Source organism: Klenkia sp. AC732, assembly GCF_979256525.1.
In genome coordinates this window covers 97,857-116,035 of the sequence record NZ_CEEDOS010000006.1, presented here as the reverse complement: position 1 = coordinate 116,035, position 18,179 = coordinate 97,857, and the positions used below count along the sequence as shown (strand labels likewise).

General features: G+C 71.6%; 18 protein-coding genes. 12 read left to right on the top strand and 6 right to left on the bottom strand.

The features are described 5' to 3' along the window. Complete coding sequence (locus tag AC0IVP_RS04485) at positions 1-3,108, top strand: bifunctional [glutamine synthetase] adenylyltransferase/[glutamine synthetase]-adenylyl-L-tyrosine phosphorylase (RefSeq protein ID WP_471754891.1); 3,108 nt, start codon at positions 1-3, stop codon at positions 3,106-3,108. 73 nt (positions 3,109-3,181) lie between these two features. After that, complete coding sequence (locus AC0IVP_RS04480) at positions 3,182-3,445, top strand: CDGSH iron-sulfur domain-containing protein (protein WP_056297869.1); 264 nt, start codon at positions 3,182-3,184, stop codon at positions 3,443-3,445. 70 nt (positions 3,446-3,515) lie between these two features. Here AC0IVP_RS04480 and AC0IVP_RS04475 read toward each other — a convergent pair whose 3' ends face one another. Further along, complete coding sequence (locus tag AC0IVP_RS04475; protein WP_471754866.1) at positions 3,516-4,544, bottom strand: iron-containing redox enzyme family protein; 1,029 nt, start codon at positions 4,542-4,544, stop codon at positions 3,516-3,518. A gap of 155 nt (positions 4,545-4,699) precedes the next feature. On the opposite strand from AC0IVP_RS04475, the gene AC0IVP_RS04470 reads away from it, so the two are divergent. Then, positions 4,700-6,877, top strand: a complete 2,178-nt coding sequence (locus AC0IVP_RS04470) for a glutamine synthetase III family protein (RefSeq protein ID WP_471754864.1) — start codon at positions 4,700-4,702, stop codon at positions 6,875-6,877. A 39-nt stretch (positions 6,878-6,916) separates the two neighbouring features. On the opposite strand, the gene AC0IVP_RS04465 is transcribed toward AC0IVP_RS04470, so the two are convergent. Together AC0IVP_RS04465 and AC0IVP_RS04460 are read right to left on the bottom strand one after the other, a co-directional pair. Continuing rightward, entirely contained in the window at positions 6,917-8,461 is a 1,545-nt protein-coding gene (locus AC0IVP_RS04465; RefSeq protein ID WP_056297879.1) for a methyl-accepting chemotaxis protein, read from the bottom strand. A gap of 109 nt (positions 8,462-8,570) precedes the next feature. Continuing rightward, positions 8,571-8,744, bottom strand: coding sequence for a hypothetical protein (locus AC0IVP_RS04460; protein WP_471754862.1), 174 nt, complete (start codon positions 8,742-8,744; stop codon positions 8,571-8,573). Positions 8,745-9,528: 784 nt separating this feature from the next. Here AC0IVP_RS04460 and AC0IVP_RS04455 point away from each other — a divergent pair. The 5 genes from AC0IVP_RS04455 to AC0IVP_RS04435 are packed head-to-tail and all read left to right on the top strand — an operon-like array spanning position 9,529 to position 12,670. Further along, positions 9,529-9,885 carry a hypothetical protein gene (locus tag AC0IVP_RS04455; RefSeq protein ID WP_471754860.1) on the top strand — a complete coding sequence of 119 codons (357 nt, stop codon included), beginning with the start codon at positions 9,529-9,531 and terminating at the stop codon, positions 9,883-9,885. Continuing rightward, positions 9,882-10,286 (top strand): hypothetical protein, encoded by a 405-nt coding sequence (locus tag AC0IVP_RS04450; RefSeq protein WP_471754858.1) that lies wholly within the window; start codon positions 9,882-9,884, stop codon positions 10,284-10,286. The genes AC0IVP_RS04455 and AC0IVP_RS04450 overlap by 4 nt, the downstream gene beginning before the upstream one ends. Beyond that, positions 10,280-10,879 (top strand): tyrosine-type recombinase/integrase, encoded by a 600-nt coding sequence (locus tag AC0IVP_RS04445; protein WP_471754889.1) that lies wholly within the window; start codon positions 10,280-10,282, stop codon positions 10,877-10,879. The genes AC0IVP_RS04450 and AC0IVP_RS04445 overlap by 7 nt, the downstream gene beginning before the upstream one ends. Positions 10,880-10,895: 16 nt before the next feature. After that, positions 10,896-11,543, top strand: a complete 648-nt coding sequence (locus tag AC0IVP_RS04440) for a hypothetical protein (RefSeq protein WP_471754856.1) — start codon at positions 10,896-10,898, stop codon at positions 11,541-11,543. Next, on the top strand, positions 11,540-12,670 hold the full coding sequence (locus tag AC0IVP_RS04435; RefSeq protein ID WP_471754854.1) for an XRE family transcriptional regulator: 1,131 nt from the start codon (positions 11,540-11,542) through the stop codon (positions 12,668-12,670). The genes AC0IVP_RS04440 and AC0IVP_RS04435 overlap by 4 nt, the downstream gene beginning before the upstream one ends. 1,543 nt (positions 12,671-14,213) lie before the next feature. Here the strand turns inward: AC0IVP_RS04435 and AC0IVP_RS04430 are convergent. The 3 genes from AC0IVP_RS04430 to AC0IVP_RS04420 all read right to left on the bottom strand — a co-directional run bounded on the left by AC0IVP_RS04430 (position 14,214) and on the right by AC0IVP_RS04420 (position 16,243). Beyond that, positions 14,214-14,687: a hypothetical protein gene (locus AC0IVP_RS04430; RefSeq protein WP_471754852.1), complete on the bottom strand. Its 474-nt coding sequence runs from the start codon at positions 14,685-14,687 to the stop codon at positions 14,214-14,216. Between the two features lie 93 nt (positions 14,688-14,780). Then, positions 14,781-15,299 carry a hypothetical protein gene (locus AC0IVP_RS04425; RefSeq protein ID WP_471754850.1) on the bottom strand — a complete coding sequence of 173 codons (519 nt, stop codon included), beginning with the start codon at positions 15,297-15,299 and terminating at the stop codon, positions 14,781-14,783. Next, the gene (locus AC0IVP_RS04420) at positions 15,296-16,243 is read right to left on the bottom strand and encodes a hypothetical protein (RefSeq protein ID WP_471754848.1); all 948 of its coding nucleotides are present in this window, start codon (positions 16,241-16,243) and stop codon (positions 15,296-15,298) included. Before AC0IVP_RS04420 ends, AC0IVP_RS04425 begins: the two co-directional genes overlap by 4 nt. Before the next feature lie 166 nt (positions 16,244-16,409). On the opposite strand from AC0IVP_RS04420, the gene AC0IVP_RS04415 reads away from it, so the two are divergent. From AC0IVP_RS04415 to AC0IVP_RS04400, 4 genes are all read left to right on the top strand, one after another. Continuing rightward, positions 16,410-16,847 carry a hypothetical protein gene (locus AC0IVP_RS04415; RefSeq protein WP_471754846.1) on the top strand — a complete coding sequence of 146 codons (438 nt, stop codon included), beginning with the start codon at positions 16,410-16,412 and terminating at the stop codon, positions 16,845-16,847. A 720-nt stretch (positions 16,848-17,567) separates the two neighbouring features. Further along, on the top strand, positions 17,568-17,693 hold the full coding sequence (locus AC0IVP_RS04410; RefSeq protein ID WP_471754844.1) for a hypothetical protein: 126 nt from the start codon (positions 17,568-17,570) through the stop codon (positions 17,691-17,693). After that, positions 17,644-17,868 (top strand): hypothetical protein, encoded by a 225-nt coding sequence (locus AC0IVP_RS04405; protein WP_471754842.1) that lies wholly within the window; start codon positions 17,644-17,646, stop codon positions 17,866-17,868. Before AC0IVP_RS04410 ends, AC0IVP_RS04405 begins: the two co-directional genes overlap by 50 nt. Positions 17,869-17,901: 33 nt before the next feature. After that, positions 17,902-18,177, top strand: a complete 276-nt coding sequence (locus AC0IVP_RS04400; RefSeq protein ID WP_471754840.1) for a hypothetical protein — start codon at positions 17,902-17,904, stop codon at positions 18,175-18,177. Positions 18,178-18,179: the final 2 nt, after the last annotated feature.

Sequence of the window (18,179 nt, the reverse complement as noted above, 5' to 3'; positions counted from 1 at the left end):
ATGGTCGACCTGGCCGACGTCCCCCGCCGGGCCGTCGTCCGGCTGGTCCGGTTCGGCTTCGACGACGGCGCCCGCGCCGCCCGTCTGCTCAGCGACCCCGCGCTGGGCCTGTGGGACCTGGACAGCAACGAGCCCGCCGACCCCGAGGCCGCTCCCGTGGTGGCCGCGCTCGCCCGCGCCGGGGACCCCGACCTGGCGGCCCTGTCGCTGTGGCGTCTGGTCGAGGCCCTGGACGGCGCGGACCCCGCCGGCGGCTCGGCCGCCGCGCTGCTGGCCCGGCTGCGCGGGTCGGCGACGCTGCGTGGACGGCTGCTCGCCGTCCTCGGGGCGTCCTCGGGGCTCGCCGACCACCTGGTCGCGCACCCCGGTGACTGGACGGTGCTCGACGACGACGGTCGCGGCACCGCCCGGCCCACCCCGCACTTCCTGGAGCGCCAGCTGCTGGCCGCCGTCGGCGCTGACCCCGACGACCCGCCGTGGGGCGTCCGGCTGGGCTCCGCCGCCCTGGATGCCTCGCCCGAGCGGGTCCGGATGCTGCGCCGGGCCTACCACCGGGCGGTGCTGTCGCTGGCCGGCCGGGACCTCGGCGACGGCCTGCCCGCCGAGGACGTCGCGGGCGAGCTCGCCGACATCGCCGGTGCTGTGCTGTCGGCCGGGCTGGCCATCGCCGTGGCCGACCAGCCCGCCGACGCCACGCCCTGCCGGCTCGCCGTCATCGCGCTGGGCAAGACCGGTGGCCGGGAGCTCAACTACGTCAGCGACGTCGACGTCGTGTTCGTGGCCGAGCCGGTCACCGACGGGCCCGGCGAGCCCGACGAGCGGGCCGCCGTCGCCAGCGCGACCCGGGTCGCCGGCACCCTGATGCGGGTCTGCCGGGAGGCGGCCTGGGAGGTCGACGCGGCGCTGCGGCCCGAGGGCAAGGCCGGTGCGCTGGTGCGCACGGTGGCCTCCTTCGCCGCCTACTACGGGCAGTGGGCCAGCACCTGGGAGTTCCAGGCGCTGCTGAAGATGCGCCCGGTGGCCGGTGACCCCTCGCTGGGCCGGGAGTACGTCGACGCGCTGTGGCCGCTGGTCTGGAAGGCCGGCGACCGGCCCGGCTTCGTCGCCGAGGTGCAGGCCATGCGCCGTCGGGTCGAGTCGTTGATCCCGCCCGCGCAGGCCGACCGGGAGCTCAAGCTGGGGCGTGGCGGGCTGCGCGACGTGGAGTTCTCGGTCCAGCTGCTGCAGCTGGTGCACGGCCGGGTCGACGTCACGCTGCGCACCGGCGGCACCATCCCGGGGCTGCTCGCCCTGCAGGTGGGCGGGTACGTCGGCCGGGACGACGCCGCCACCCTGCTGGCCTCCTACCGGTTCCTGCGCACCGTGGAGCACCGGCTGCAGCTGCTGCGGCTGCGCCGCACCCACCTGCTGCCCACCGACGAGGTGCAGCTGCGGTGGCTGGCCCGCTCGCTGGGCTACAAGCCCGACCACCGCGGGGACGCCGTCGCGGTGCTGCGCGCGGAGCTGGCACTGCACACCCGTGAGGTGCGCCGGATCCACGAGAAGCTCTTCTACCGGCCCCTGCTGTCCGCGGTGGCCCGGGTGCCCGGCGAGCAGCTCGCGCTGGGCTCCCAGGCCGCCGGCGCGTGGCTGCGGGCGCTGGGCTTCGCCGACCCCGACGGCGCGCTGCGCCACCTGGCGGCCCTGACCGGCGGGGTGTCCCGCTCGGCGTCGATGCAGCGGTACCTGCTCCCGGTGCTGCTGCAGACGCTGGCCTCCTGCGCCGACCCCGACGCCGGGCTGCTGGCCTACCGGCAGGTGTCGGAGGCCCTGGGCGGCAACCAGTGGTACCTGCGGCTGCTCCGGGACGAGGGCCAGGTCGCCGAGCGGCTGGCCATGCTGCTGGGCTCCAGCCAGTACGTCGCGGGGCTGCTCACCCGGACACCGGAGGCGCTGCGGCTGCTGGCCCGCGACGAGGAGCTCGAACCCCGCAGCGCCGCCACGCTGTCCTCGGCCTGGCGGCAGTCCGTGGCCCGCGCCGGGGACGCCGCCGAGGGCGTCAAGGTGCTGCGCGCGCTGCGCCGGACCGAGCTGCTGCGGGTGGCCTGCGCGGACCTGCTGGGCCGGCTGGACGTCGTCGCGGTCGGGGTGGCGCTGCGCGACGTCGCCGTCGCCACCCTGCAGGCCGGGCTGGACGCCGCCGTCCGCAGCTGGGCCGCGGACGCCAAGGTCACCGTCGACCAGGTCCCCGTGGACATGGCCGTCATCGGGATGGGCCGGCTGGGCGGGCGGGAGATGAGCTACGGCTCGGACGCCGACGTGCTCTTCGTGCACCGGGTGCGCCCGGGCGCCGACGAGTCCAAGGCGGTCGGGGCGGCCAACGCGATCGCCCACGCCCTGCGCCGGCTGCTCGGGGAGCCCGCCCCGGACCCCGCGTTCGAGGTGGATGCCAACCTGCGCCCCGAGGGCCGCCAGGGCTCGATGTCGCGCAGCCTGTCCGCGTTCGGGGAGTACTACGCCCGCTGGGTCTCCGTCTGGGAGGTGCAGGCGCTGCTGCGGGCCGAGCCGGTGGCCGGGGACGAGGAGCTGGGCCGGCAGTTCTGCGACCTGGTCGACCCGATGCGCTGGCCGGCCGAGGGCCTCACCGACGCCCAGGTCGCCGAGATCCGGCGGATCAAGGCCCGGGTGGAGAGCGAGCGGCTGCCCCGCGGCGCCGACCCGGCCACGCACACCAAGCTGGGTCGCGGGGGGCTGGCCGACGTCGAGTGGACCGTGCAGCTGCTGCAGCTGCAGCACGCCCACGACCACCCGGGCCTGCGGGTCACCCCGACCATCGCCGCGCTGGACGTGCTGGCCGCCGACGGGCTGCTGACCGGCGAGCAGGTGGCGGCGCTGCGCGAGGCGTGGGAGCGGGCCAGCCAGGCGCGCAACGCGGTCTTCCTGGTCCGCGGCCGCCCGGGGGACCAGCTGCCCCGCCCCGGCCTGGAGCTGTCCGGCGTCGCCCGGGCCAGCGGCTACGGCGCGGACGTCGATCCGGGGGAGTTCCTCGACGACTACCGCCGCGCGACCCGGCACGCCCGCACCGTCGTCGAGCAGGTCTTCTACGGCCTCGAGCCCGACGGGTCCTGACCCGCCGGGACCGTCGGGACGCCGCGGCCGCCCGGGGGGTTGGACCCCCGGGCCCGTGGGGAATGGCAGCACCGTGCCCGACGACCGTGAGCCCGCCACCATCACCCCCTACCGCGACGGCCCGCTGGTCGTCCGCGGTGACTTCCGGCTCGTCGACGCCGACGGCAACGAGTTCGACCCGGGCCGCGACGTCGTCGCGCTGTGCCGCTGCGGCAAGTCCGGGCTCAAGCCCTTCTGCGACGGCAGCCACAAGCGGTCCGGCTTCTCCGCGCCGTCGGCACCCCGCAAGGAACGACCGGCCACCCGGCTGGCCGCCCTGGAGGCCGAGGAGTCCTGAGACGCCACGACGGCCCGCCTCCCACGTGGGGGGCGGGCCGTCGTCTGCGGCGGGTCAGGCGTCCACGTGGTCAGGCGTGCGCGGGGACCCCGGCGACGGTGCGCAGGGCGGTCCGGCCCGACGTCCACTCCTGCAGCACCCGGGCACCGGCCCGGGTCTCCAGCTCCAGCGCGACCGCGGCACCGAAGAGCACGTCGCGGTGCACCTGCGGCTCGTCGCGCACCAGCGACCCGCACATGTCCACCGAGGCGACCTGCTCGTGCACCGCGTCGGCCTCGACGTGCTCGTCGTAGAACAGCGTGGCGTCGTCGCCCTTGGCCAGGCGGCGCAGGCCGGCGGCGTACCGGCGGCTGGGCTCGGTGGAGGTCATCTCCAGCAGCGCCAGGTGGCCGATCGTGGCCCCCCGCAGGCGTCGGTGCAGTCCGAAGAAGCTCATCGCGTTCAGCGTGGCCAGCTGCTCGGCCGGGGCGGCGTCCACGTAGGTGCCGTGGGTGTCGTCGAGGCCGAAGGTGCGCATCAGGCGCCCGAACAGGGCCGAGTGCATCCGGACGGCGGAGCCGCCGCCGTACTCGTCGGCCTGGATCTCCACCAGCGCGGCCTTGGCCCGGCCGGTCACCCGCGGGATCGCCCAGGTGTGCGGGTCGGCCTCCTTGAGGTGGTAGACCGACCGCAGGGTGAGGAACTCGGCCCACTGGCGCTCGTCGGCCTGCTTGGCCATGAACGAGGACAGCGACGGCCCGTCGTCGGCGGACACCATGGCGGCCAGCTGCCGGTCCACCGTCTCCCCGGCCGGGGCGACGTCGTCGACCCAGCGGTCGGCCGCCTCGTGCAGGGCTGCCTCGAACCGGTCCTCGAGGACCGCACGCAGGCGCAGCAGGTCCGGGTCCCACTCCCAGCGCTCGTCGACCTCGGGGAAACCGCGGTAGTGCAGCTCGTAGCAGGTGTGCAGGGTGATCTGCAGGTCGTCGTCGGCCAGCGGCACGGGGGTGGCGGCGGCCTGGTCGGCCAGCGCGAGGGTGGCGGGGGAGATCGACCGGCCACCGACGAGGTCGGCGAACAGCGCGGAGGAGAGGGGACCCCGGGGCTCAGGCAGCGGCATGCTCCTGGTCATGCCCAGCCCGGTGGGGGTCCTGAACACCCGCAGGTCAGGCCCGTGCGCGGTGTTCACGACCGGGAAACACGCCCGATCCGGGGACTTGGTCCCATGGCGCAGGACCGGGACCGACAGGTCCGGCCGTCGAGCCAGGAGCGCCCATGAGCGGCAACGCCGTCCGTCTGCAGGCCATCAAGGACGTCGAGGCGTACGTACCGCCCGCCGTCAGCTTCGACCTGGGGGAGACCCCCGGCGAGGTGTTCGGGGCCAACGTGTTCTCCAAGACCGTCATGCAGAAGCGGCTGCCCAAGTCGGTGTACCGCTCCGTGCTGGCCACCATCGACCACGCGGCCCCGCTGGACCCGCTGGTGGCCGACGCCGTCGCCTCGGCGATGAAGGACTGGGCCATGGAGAAGGGGGCCACCCACTACGCGCACGTCTTCTACCCGCTCACCGGCCTGACCGCGGAGAAGCACGACAGCTTCCTCGAGCCCGCCGGGGACGGCTCGGCGCTGGCCGAGTTCGCCGGCAAGACCCTCACCCAGGGCGAGCCGGACGCCTCCAGCTTCCCCAGCGGCGGGCTGCGGAACACCTTCGAGGCCCGCGGCTACACCGGTTGGGACGTCACCAGCCCGGCCTACGTGCTGGAGAACCCCAACGGCAACACGTTGTGCATCCCGACGGTCTTCGTGTCGATGCAGGGTGACGCCCTGGACCACAAGACCCCGCTGCTGCGCTCCCAGCAGTCGATGGCCGTGCACGCCGAGCGGGTCCTGCGGCTGTTCGGGCACGAGCAGCCCGACGCCGTCGTCTCCTACTGCGGCGCCGAGCAGGAGTACTTCCTCATCGACCGGCACTTCCACCTGGCCCGCCCCGACCTGCTCAACGCCGGCCGCACCCTGTTCGGCACCAAGCCGCCCAAGGGCCAGGAGTTCGACGACCACTACTTCGGGGCCATCCCCGAGCGGGTGCTCGGCTTCATGATGGACACCGAGCGGGAGCTGTTCAAGCTCGGCATCCCGGCCAAGACCCGGCACAACGAGGTCGCCCCCGGTCAGTTCGAGATCGCGCCGGTGTTCGAGCGGGGCAACGTCGCCGCGGACCACCAGCAGCTGCTGATGACCACGTTCAAGCGGATCGCCCAGAAGCACGGCATGGAGTGCCTCTTCCACGAGAAGCCCTTCGAGGGCGTCAACGGGTCGGGCAAGCACGTCAACTTCTCCCTGGGCAACGCCTCCGAGGGCAACCTGCTGCTGCCGGGTGAGACCCCGCACGAGAACGCCCAGTTCCTGGTCTTCTGCGCAGCCGTCATCCGCGCGGTGCACAAGTTCGGGGGCCTGCTGCGCGCGTCGGTGGCCTCGGCCAGCAACGACCACCGGCTGGGCGCCAACGAGGCACCGCCGGCGATCATCTCGATCTTCCTGGGCGACCAGCTGGCCGAGGTGTTCGACCAGGTGGCCAAGGGCGGTGCGACCTCGTCGAAGGAGAAGGGCACGCTGAGGATCGGCGTGGACACCCTCCCGGTGCTGCCCACCGACCCCGGCGACCGCAACCGGACCAGCCCGTTCGCCTTCACCGGCAACCGCTTCGAGTTCCGCGCGCCCGGTTCCCTGCAGTCCGTCGGCGGGCCGATGGTCACGCTCAACACGATCATGGCCGAGGCGCTGGACCACATCGCCACCACGTTGGAGGCCGCCGTCGCAGCGGGCACCGCGTTCGACACCGCCGTCCAGAAGCTGCTGGAGGAGCTGATCAGCGACCACGGGGCCGTCGTCTTCAACGGGGACGGCTACTCCGAGGAGTGGCAGGTCGAGGCGGCCGCGCGCGGTCTGCCCAACCTGCGCACGACGCTGGACGCGCTGCCCGAGCTGGTCAGCGAGCCGGCGCTGGAGCTCTTCAGCCGGTACGGGGTCTTCAGCCACCGGGAGATGCACAGCCGCTACGAGATCGGCCTCGAGCAGTACGCGCTCACCATCGGCGTCGAGGCCCGGCTGACCCTGGAGATCGGGACGACGTCCGTGCTGCCGGCGGCGGTCCGGCACCAGACCGAGATCGCCACCAACCTGGCCGCTCTGAAGGCCGTCGGGCTCGAGCCGGACCTGGTTCCCTTGGAGGAGATCAGCGCCCCGCTGGCGCAGCTGCGCGAGGGGCTGGCCGTGCTCCGCTCGGCGCTGGCCGCGGAGACCGGGCACGGGGCGTCGGCCGAGGCAGAGCACGCCCGCGACGCCCTGCTGCCGGCGATGGCCTCGGTGCGGGCGGCGGCTGACCAGGTCGAGTCCCTGGTCGCCGACGACCTGTGGCCGCTGCCCACCTACCAGGAGATGCTCTTCGTCCTGTGACCGCAGACCCGGCGCCCCGACACGGGGCGCCGGGTCGCCTCAGCCCTCGAAGGCCGCCGCCATCCGGGCCTGCTCCTCCAGCACGTCGCCCATCCGGGCCTGGACGGCGTCCAGCTGGCCGATCTGCTGGCTGGTCGCCAGGATCCCGGCGGACACCGAGCGGGTGGTGTCCTGGATGCCGGCGATCTGGTCGGCGACCCGCTGGGTGGCGCCGGCGGTCTCCCGGGCCAGCTCCTTGACCTCGTTGGCCACGACGGCGAACCCGCGGCCCAGCTCCCCGGCCCGGGCGGCCTCGATGGTGGCGTTGAGGGCCAGCAGGTTGGTCTGGTCGGCGATGCCGGAGATGATCCGAATGACCTCGCCGATGGCCGTGGACGCCTCGCCCAGCGCGTCGACCTCGGCGGTCATGGCGGCGGCCTGGCCAACGGCGGCCTCGGCCACCCGGCCGGCGTCGTCGGCGGCCTGACGGAGCCGGGCCACGGTGTCCAGCAGCGCCCGGGCGTTGGTCGCGTCGTTCTCGGTGCGGCGGACGACCTCCAGGCGCTGGGACACCAGCTGGGCCACGTTGCGCAGCGCCGAGGCGCGGGACTCGGACAGGTCGATGGTGGCGGTGGTGAAGAAGTCCATCGTGCCGATGACCTGACCGCCGATGGTGATCGGGAAGCACACCCCGGACCGGACGCCGGCCCGCTGAGCGGCGGGCGCCCGCACGCAGTCGGTGATCTCGGCGAGGTCGCGGACGAAGACCAGGTCGCGGGCCCGCCAGGCCCGCCCGGACAGCCCGACGCCCTCGGCGAAGCTGGCGCCCAGGGTGACCTCGCGGAACTCGGCCCCGGCGGAACCGGACTCGGTCTCGAAGCGGAGCAGGCCGCTGACGGTGTCCAGCGCCCAGAACGACCCGTAGGCCCACCCGAAGGCGCTGCGGACGGTGTCCAGCGCGGTGCGCAGGGCGTCGGCCTGGGTGGTGGCGTTCCCGATCTCGGTGACGACGGAGGTGACGGCGAGGCGGTCGTCGACGGTCTCCTGGAGCAGCGCCTCGGCCAGCGCGCGGCGGCGGGCGTGCGCGGTGAGCCGCGCCAGGGCCTCCCACTTCTCCGCCCGGGCGCCGAAGAAGGGCAGTTCGGTGCGGGCGTAGAACTCCTGCAGGGCCACCACCTCGCCGTCCTCGAGGACCGGCAGGAAGCACCCCTGGCCCGCCCCGGCGGCCGAGGCCGTGGCCCAGCGGGTGCAGGTGGCGGCGTCCGTCGTGGGGCCGGCCAGGACCGGGGTGCGGCGGGCCAGTGCCTGGCCGCCCAGCCCGGACTCCCGGGTGAGCACCCGCGCCCGGTCCCAGGAGCGCTCCATGGTCGGGACCAGCGGCCCGGTCTCGTGGGCCAGCACCAGGCCACCGGGGCCCGGCAGCCAGACGGCGCCGTAGTCCAGGCCCAGGGCCCGCACCAGCGTGGCGACGACGACGCGGTGCGCCGAGGCCTCGTCGGAGACCCCGGAGTCCAGCGCGGCGATGACCTCCTCCAGCGCCTCGACGTCGCGGGGGACGTCGGCGGGGTGGGTCGTGGTCACCCGGGTCTTGGGTCGTCCCAGCACGGTGGCTCCTCGGCGTGGTCGTGGCGGTGGTGCCGACGACCTCACTACGGACACATGCGGAACTAGTTGAGTCGAAAAACCGGGTCCCTCAGGGGAGCCGGCGGGTGGGTCAGGAGGCCAGGCGCAGGCGGGTCCGGCGGCGCGGGGCCCAGACCGCGAAGCGCTCGTCGGACAGTGCCGCGTCCAGGCAGGGACCGCTCATGGAGCAGCGGGGGCCCGCGCACGCGCAGCCGCCGACCAGGGCCAGCTCGGGGCGGGGAGGGGCAGGGGTGGTGCGGGCCATCGGTTGCTCCTCGTGGTCGGGTGTTGACTCGACGTTAGTGCGGGGAGACATGTCGATTCGACGGCGAGGAGTGCCGAGACCGCCGGTCGGCTCGGGCAGGTCGCGCCCTGGTGGTGGACACGTCCCGGCCGGGTCGTCCACCCGGCCGCCCCCGACCCTCCGACGGGCAGACGCACCGCGGCCCCCGACCTCGGGTGAGGTCGGGGGCCGCGGTCGCGTGCCGGTGGATCAGATGTCGTAGTAAATCGCGACCTCCGAGCACATCGACGGTTGCGTATGGGAGGAGACGGTTCTACGGCCCAAGCGGCGAATATGTGTGCTGAGACTGACGGTCGCATATGGCTATCGGTGGGTCTCTTGCGGACTAGTTGCGGACTGACTGCGGACTGACTCTCAGATGTAGGCCGGCCTCGCCAGGTGTTGGAGCACCCGACCAGGCCTTGATCCACGACCCGGCTACAGGACGAGGACCCAAGATCATGATGACGGATGCTGTTGACACGCGTCACCACCCCACAGAGGGACATGCGCCCGCGACTGCCGTAGAGCTGCACGCCCGGAGGAGTCACCCATTCCTGGGCGCCTCCCAAACGAGTCACCCGACCGGGAGACGCGACGTGGGCGCCCACCGCGCCCCCCGACACCGGTGCCGTCTGACCCACCGCCGCGGCGCCAACCTCCGTGCCCTGGCGGCAGTGCTGGGTGCCGCGGCCCTTTCTCAGCCGATCTCGGTGGCGTACTTCACGGCGATCCAGTGGGCCGCACAGACGGCGGGACTCGCGGCGTGACCGCCCGGGAGGACCACAACACCGGAGCACGGAGCGACGCGTTGGCCCCTGGTTGTTCGCCATGGTGTGACCGGCCCGCCGGCCACGCCTTCGATGGGAGGGGCCGACGCGACGACGGGCTGGTCGCCCGCCAGCACTGGCTCACCGTGGACAAGGCCGTCGTGATCGCGTGCGACGAGGAGGCGCTCACTCCAGTAGGCCTCAGCTGGGCGGTCGGCGAGCCGTACCTGTGGGTGGACGAGCAGGTGTTCGACTTAACGGAGCTCGAGCCGGCCTCCGCTGTCATACTCGCGGCCGCGCTCGAGAGGGCCCTGCGCGTCCTGGGCGCCATCCGCAGGGGGAGCGAGCTGTGACGACTACCGAGGTGATCACGGAGACCACGACCATCCTGCTCAACCGCTGGGTGATCTCCCGACGAGCCGAAGGTGTCCTGCCACGCACGTACACCGAACGCCGGCGGGTGGTGGAGCGGGTTGCGGCTGTCGTCGACCGCGACCCGCTCGCTCTCACCTCTGACGACGTGGCCGGCTACCTGGCAGGTATCCCGGGTGTCGGCAGCCGGGCCACGTACTGGGGGGCGGTACGAGCCTGGTTCCGGTGGCTCGTTGACGACGAAGGGCTGCTGTCAGAGAACCCGATGACCCGGATGCGCCGTCCCCGTGTCCCCCGCCGGCTTCCCCGGCCGGTCACCGACGAGCAGCTGACGACGGTGCTCGACACCGTCAACCGACGGCGACCCGCACCTGGATCCTGAGGGCCGCCTTCCAGGGACTGCGAGTCAGCGAGATCGCGCGGGTCCGAGGCGGGGGCATCGACCTCTACGACCAGACGCTGCGCATCGGTGGGAAGGGCGGTGTCGTGGCTGTACTGCCCCTGCACCCTCTCATCGCGGAGGAGGCCGCCGGCTACCCCAACCGCGGGTGGTGGTTCCCGTCCTTTGAGGCCCACGGGCGGGCTGGCGAGCACATCCGCAGTGTCCGCAGCTCCCAGACCGCGTCCAAGACCTTCGACCGAGCTGGGTTGCCCTGCACGGCACACCAGCTCCGGCACTGGTTTGGCACGAGCACCTTGCGGGCCGCCGACGGCAACCTGCGGGTGGCCCAAGAGGCCCTCCGGCACGCCTCGGTAGCCATGACTGTGCTGTACACCGAGGTCGACGACGCAGAGGTCCGGGCGGCGGTTCTCGGGCTACCCACCTTCGCCGTCGTCGGCGGAGGGCCAGGCTGGTCACGGGACGGTCTCCGTCGACCCACGCGCGGCGCTCCCGCAGTCCAGCAGTCCCGGCTGCCTGTCCGAAGCACAGACATCACGCAGCTGGCTGGCCCCACTTGCCAAGTGTGCTTTTAGCGCTTAATTTTAAGTCGTGGATGCACACCCCTACGCCACTGGCGCACAGGCTCTGCACTCTGTCCTGGCTTTGGCCCCGAAGCTCCCTCACATCGTTGAGACGGCAGTCTTCACGGCCAAAGCCCGCGTCTCGATCTTCCCTCGCGGAGTCGGCGATGCGCTCCTCCCGGACGAGGTGCGTGCAGTGATCCGAGCGGCACTAGAGGCCGAGGGGCTGTTGGACCCTGACGACGCGAACCCTGCTGACCGCAACAGCGTGTACCTATCCCTGGACCCAGCGCGGAACGTACGGCTGCGCGTGATGAAGAAGCCCGATGGGCTTCGCGTCGCCCAGCCCACGAGCCGCAAGCGAGGCCAGGAGCTCGCCGCCAACCTCGCCCTGTTCGGCGATGAGATTGCCCCGTCCAGGATCACCTTGCAGTGGACCTGGCACGTGACTGCCGATGGAGAGGTCGTGCAGCATCTCCTCCTGCCGGCAGCGCCCGGTGAACGCGCCGCCCTGGCCGGCTTCCATTGGCGCCTGCCTGTTCCCGACCAGCTCGCCCAGGCCGGCAGCACATGGGTGGCCGTTGATCCTCAGGATGGCGTCGATGACCTCGACGAGTTCGTCGTGCGCGACGACATCGCCGGCGACGGCGATGATGACGGGCCGGACCTCGCATGATCAACGGCTCCCGCGTCAAGCAGGCGAGGGAGCTGCGCGGCATCAAGAGCGGCGTGCTGGCCTCGCACCTCGGCATCACCGGTGCTCGGCTCACCCAAATCGAGACGGGTGGGCCGACGACAACGGCCGTGACTCCCGAGGCGCTCAGCGCTTACCTCCTCATGCCGCCTGCTTTCTTCACCACGCCCGTCCCTGAGGAACTCAGCGACGGTTCCATGCGGTATCGGGCTCGGAAGACCACCAAAGCGGACTTGACCCTGGTTCGTCGGCGTGCCGAGGTCGCCCACGAGCTGGCTCATCACCTGATTCGGTTCGTGGATCCGCCGGTCAACCGTGTGCCGGCTCACTCGACCACCGACATCGAGGAAGCAGCCCAGCAGACCCGGGCCGCTCTCTCCATCGCACCAGACGCCGTCATCCCGAACGTCGTCAATGCCCTAGAGAAGGCCGGTGTCTTCGTCTACTCGGTCGAACCCATCGACAGCGGCAAGATTGACGCCTTCACAACCTGGACCGGCCCGGCCCTGGAGCGACCGATCATGGCCATTGCCGCCACCGGGAGCTGGGACCGGCTCCGGCTGACGGCAGCTCACGAGCTCGGCCACCTCGTCATGCACCGGAGCGGGGCGGGACTGCCGGCTCTCGCCGACGACGTCGAGGCCCAGGCCGACCGCTTCGCCGGCGCCTTCCTCTTCCCCCGAGACGCAGCATTGGAGGAGATCCCCCAGGGCCTGACTCTCCAGCAGCTCCTCCCGTTGAAGCAGCGATGGGGCATGTCCCTGGGTGCTCTGGTTTGGCGGGCGTACGAGGTTGGCCTCATCGACGTCGACCGCAGGCGCGGGCTGCACAAGCAGATCGGGGTGCGCGGTTGGCGCACGCAGGAGCCGGGGTGGGATCTCCGACAGCCGGAACGGCCTCGCGCGCTGCGGAAGATGTTCGAGCTCGCCTACGGTCCTCGCTTCGACGTGGCCAAAGCCGCCCGCGCGATGCACCGTTACGGGGCAGACCTGGAGCGCGAGCTCGCCCGCTACGCCACAGCACCCGCGCGGCGGACCAAGCCGCCTGTCACGGCCGCGGACCAGGTGGCGCTTCGCCCGGACAATGTCGTGCCGCTGCGCCGTCGCTGAGAACTCCGGAGCCCCGGTCGACCACTGACAGTGTGCGAGGTCGACGGCCCAGGTCATTTGTGGTGCGCGCCGCCGTCCGTGCGCCATGGCTCTCGTCATGCAATGGGGGACCGTGGCGTGGCCGGCGCGTCAGGGACGGCGTGCAGCATCGCCCGGGGGTCAAGCCGGGGTGTGGTCGACCGTCCGGCCGCGGCGGGCTTACGGCGTGGCGCCCCACGCGCCTCGGCCTTCTCGGTGCGCTCAACTTCCCACCGCAGGCGCAGTAGCGCCTGCGGGTTGAGCCCAAGTCGGCCAGACCACTGCCGGGACTCCTTCGCGGCCTCCATGTCGCCGAGCTCGCCGCGCACCTTGAAGCGGACGTAGGTGGCAACCTCGCGAGCTGTCCCGGAGCCCATCCCCTCCCACGCGGCGGCCTGCGGGTTCGCCACAAGTCGCGCCACATCGCCTTCTCTAGGTCGATCTGGGCCAGCTTGGCTGCGCACTCAGCGGCCACGGTGGCCGCTGCGGTGATCTCGCGCTCAATGCGCCGGCGACTGCGCCCGTCCTGGCAATCGTCGAGCTCGGCCTGGGCCTCACGCTGGCGCTCCTCAGCCAGCCCCTGACGCACCTCGAGGCGAGTGTCGGCAGGTAGGGGCCACCTCGGGGCACGTCGGCTCCCGAGGCCGCCGGCGGGCAGTGATGTCAAAGGCAGACTCTGCCGACGACGCCTGCCAAGAGTGGGGTGCTTGGCGGGCGGGCCCACCCCTGCCACGGCGGTCACTCCTCAGGGACAGCGGGGCCAGAACGGCCCCCAGAGAGACCAGTATCGACCCGATGGGCCGCCTGGCCCGGGCGATTGGGCCGAGATAGGGCCGATGTTGCGTCCCTTCCAGACCCTCGCCCGGGATTTTCTGCAGTACCGGCGGTGACCACAGCGGCAGGGGCGGGGAGGGGGTGACCCCCCACCCCTGGGGGAGCTGCCGGAATGGCATCCACTCGACCGGTCTCGCACGGCAGTTCGTCAGTGAACGGACACCGCTGCGGCGCTCGTGTTGCACCGCTCGTGCTCTGGCCCGCGGTACCGAGAGCGGTCGACGTCGTCGTGGCCTAGGTGCCACGGCCGGCCGGGCCTGGATCAGTAGACCGCAACGCCAGCACAGCGCGCCGCCGGCCTCGACGACGGCACGAGGCGCGCCCGCTTCGTCCGGTGGTACCGCCGTAGCCGCGCTGCGCCCGCGTTCCTCGCTGCTCCTCATGATCGGCAGCGTGGACCCGGCAGAAGCGCCTGCCTGCGGGGATCGAGGTGCCGCAGGACAGACACCGGTGGGGCGCTCGCGGCACTCTCTGACTCTACGGCCGCTGGCGAGGAACCTGCCCCCGGCCGGATGGCCCAGCGGAGACCCCGCGACAGCGTGTCTGCGGAACGCGGCCGGAAAGTCCCAGAGTCGGACGTTGTGGCGGGAGCAGGTCTAGCGGTGACGAGACCCGTACCCCGGGGAGGGGGTGCCCCTCACCTCTGCACAGCGAGGGCGGACCAGGCGGCTGGGTACCTCGCGGCTGCCAGTCAGTCAGCGTCGGGGTGAGCGTCCGTCTTGGGTGGGTGAGCGGGGTGTGTGGCAGTGGTCTCCAGCCCCGCGCGCATCTTGTCCGCCCGCTCATCCAGCGATCGTCTCACCGCCCGGCTCAGGGGGATGAGGAGGCTCAGCAGTTGACCCGTGATCCACCACAAGAATGCGATGGCTATGAAGAGCACCAGCAGGGAACCGGCGAGCAGGAAGGCGTCCCGATAGATCGGCAGCACGCTGGCCGGGGTGAACTCACGGATGTCTTGGTCCCGGTCGACGAAAACAACACCGAGGGCAGCGAAGGACGTGAGGATGAAGCCGCCGCGCAGTGCTGCGTTCCATCGCTCCGACCCGCCATCGAGACGTCGCTCCTCTCGTGCAGCAAGGGCCTGGATCTCCCTGTCTAGGACGCGGCGAAGGTCCCGGTCGGACCCCTCAGGAAGCCCTTTCACTAACTCCGCGTGAGCGCGCACGCGACGCTGCAGGGTGGGCCAACGCCAGCTGGTTAATGCCGCGGCGAGGAGGGGGACCAAGATCGTGAGTATCTGCAACATCTGCGGGCCAAGTCAGCGCGTGAGCTCTGCGTAGGCCCGCCGAAGACGGCGCAGTGCCATCCCGAGGAGCAGCGTGAGGTGCACGCCGAGCATCACGATCGAGGCAGACCACCACCTGTTGAGGGCCTCCAGGTCACCGGCCTTGTCTGGGGAGCGGGTCGCGCTGGCCGCTATGGCGACGACCACGGTGATGAACCCGACGACGACGGCGTAGCTGATGTTCGCGAAGAGCTGGTCGAGCAACCTAGAGAGGAGGCCCTGCGGAGCGACCCGAGGGTCCGCGGCGGCCCCCATGCGGAGCTGGAAGACGAAGACCACCAGGCCGAAGAGGAACCCAGCCAGGATGGACAGCCCGCCAACGACCTCACCGATGCCCTGCAGTCGCACGTCCCACCAGATGATCACCGTCGCGGCACCGACGGGAATCCCGTAGAGGACGGCCCAGTCCTGCCAGCGGCGGTTGCCGGTGCGCTCATCCTCCAGCGTGTCGAGGTGATCCCGGATCACGGGCAGGACCGAGAACTTGCTCACTTCGCCACCTCCGACTTGAGGTTCATCGCCTCCTTCGACCAGTCGCCGAAGCGGTCCCCAGCCTGCCAGTCGGTACCGACAGCCTCTAGGAGGTCGGGTGCGAGGTCGAAGAAGAAGTCGACGGCCGCGGCTGTCGACGGCTCCGGGTCCCCCGGCTTTGCCAGGACCCACCGGGCCAAGGGTGCACCTGTGTCGCCGAGGGCGAAGGTCTTCCTGCGGCCGTCGCGTTCCAAGCGCACGAAGATGTCGTCGATGTCCTTGGACTTGACCCCGAACAGCGCGCCTCGCTTTACTTTACCGCTCACCAGCCCGTCGAAGAGACCGCGCGGGAAGGTCTTGGCCCCGCGGAGGGGGACCAGTTCGTGGCGCAGGTTGCCGACCACCTTGGGCACTCCCTTGGAGGCGATGTCGGGGCTGTGGTTGTGCATGACCGCGGTCACCTCGACCAGGTTGGCCGCTTGCATCCAGGCACCGGGCACGACGAGACCTTCGCTGTCCCAGGTGAAGTCGCCGAACCGGTCTCGCAAGTGCTTGCGGAGCGGTTCGACCATGGCCCAGGAGGCGCTACCGCCGGTGGATGTCTCCAGGAACAGCAGCAAGCTCGTCGACCGCTCGGGCAGTACGAACAGTGCGCGGACGAGGGCGGTTGACGACTCGTGGACGTCGCGCTCCCCTGTCTGGGCGCCGGTGTTGACGTCCCGGGTACGGCCACGCTCGCCGAAGTGGCCCGCCTCGAGCTCTACCAGGACTGTTCGGCCGGCCGGCGTCACCTTCTCGATGCGGACGTACCGCTCCTTGGGGTGGTCGACCAGCTCGTGGGCGGGGATGTCACGGAAGTAGGCGTGCACGTGGTGCAGCACGTCTTGGTCTCCGGGCAGCGCCGAGAGGTCCTTGATGTTGTCGAGCTTCCTGCGGTCGTAGGCCCAGATGCGGGTAACTGTCACCGTCCGACGTGGCATTGCCTTGCTCCCCCGTGAGTTGGTCGTCCCGGCCGTCGGCGGAGGTCGGGAATGTTTCGCCGGGGCCGCAGTCGAAACTGTTCGCGCTGATGAGTGGGCCCCAGCTCCACCCTCTCAGAGATATATGTTTTCCACAGAAGCTGAAGGACTCGTGTCCCAGGAGCCCGAATCGGGTAATAACGCCGCGGTCGTCGCCGTCGTCGCACCGCCCATCCCGACCACCGTCCGAGTGGGCGCCGTCGGGTTTCGGGTGCTGCTCGACGCCGCGGCGATCCGGGCTGTCAGCGACGAGGCTGACATCGATGACGAGAACGAGTGGGTGGCGTTCTCCGGACACGCACAGCACGTCATCGGTCTCAACCCGGCGCACTCGATGGATGCCAACCGGATCAACCTGGTGCACGAGCTGCTGCACTGCTGCCTACAGGCCTGCGGCACTGAACCCAACGCCTACGCCAAGCTCGTAGCCAAGGCCCGGCAGAAGCACGGTGGATTCACCGTCAAGGAGTACACCGTCGCCGGCCTCACCGCACCGCTGCTCGCAGCACTGGTGAACAATCCGGATGTACTGGCGTGGCTGCTGCAGTGACACCTGGCCGGGCAGCTCGAGCTGCCCGGACAGCACCGGTAGGGGCGCGGCCGCGACAGCGGGTGCAGGTGGCCGGCCGGGTCGCCGTGCCCCCGGGTGCCGCCACGCCGCCCACACCGCCGGCGGACACCGTCTTGCCCCTGCCGGTGCGGGAAGCGGCCAGCGCCCGCCTGCTGGACGCCTGGCAGCTGCGGATGCGGTCGGAGGGCAGCAGTGAGCGCACCGTCGTTGAGCGCCGCCGCGTGGTCACCGTGCTGTCCAGAAACGTCGAGCAGCTACCCACCGAGCTCACCCAGGCCGCCCTGGTCACTTACGTCGCCGGGCTGGAGTCCGCTGACACCCGGGCCACGTACTTCGCCGCGGTGAAAGCGTCGTTCTCCTGGCTCGTGGACAACGAGGAGGCCCGGGCCGACATCCCGATGCGCAAGCTCCACCGGCCCCGGGTGCCGCGCCGCACCCCTCGCCCGGTCACCACTGAGGAGAAGGACCGCACCCTGGCCAGCCTCACCATGCGCGTGGCTTCTATGCAGCGTCGACGCTTGGAGGAGCCTGATCAGCATCGACCAGACCGACGTATTCGCCCAGGCTTACGGTCTTTTCTCCGAGCGCGAGGCACGGGTCAGGGCTGCGGAGGACGATGTTGCAGCTTTGAAGCTCGCGCTAGAGCAGGCTCGCGCTCGCCTGGCTGCCGCCATGGGACTGCGGGAGGAGGCCCGGGGGATGCTCGACATCGGCCACGCCCTAGTCGAGCCGGATCCCGAGCTGCAGGCGGAACTCGACACCATCTACGAAGGTGATGAGGCGGGGGAGGGCGGCGGCGACGGCCAGCATCGCGAAGAGGGCTGACGGTCGCTGGAGGGTCCGCTACCGGGACGACGGTGGTCGGGAGCACGCCCGGCACTTCGACCGGAAGCTCGACGCGCAGCGCTGGCTCGACGAGGTCACGACGAGCGTGGTCACCTGCAGCTACGTGGACCCGGACACCGCGCGGACGACGGTGGGGGACTGGGCGACCACCTGACTGACAGGCTACGCGACCCGGCGGCCAAGCGCGGTGCGGCAGGCCGACGTGCACCTGGCGCACTACACGGCGGCGTTCGGTGACCGCCGGCTCGCCACGGTGAAGCCGTCCGACGTCCGATCGTGGACCGCGGGGCTCAAGGGCCAGGGTCTGGCAGACAGCTACGTCTACGCGCTGCACTCCCGAATGTCTCAGCTCACGAACGACGCGGTGCACGACGGGCTGATCCCGCGGAACCCGTGCTTGAGGCTGACCAGTCCGGGCGCTGGCCAGCAGCGGCCCTACGTGGCGACCACTGAGCAGGTGTGAGG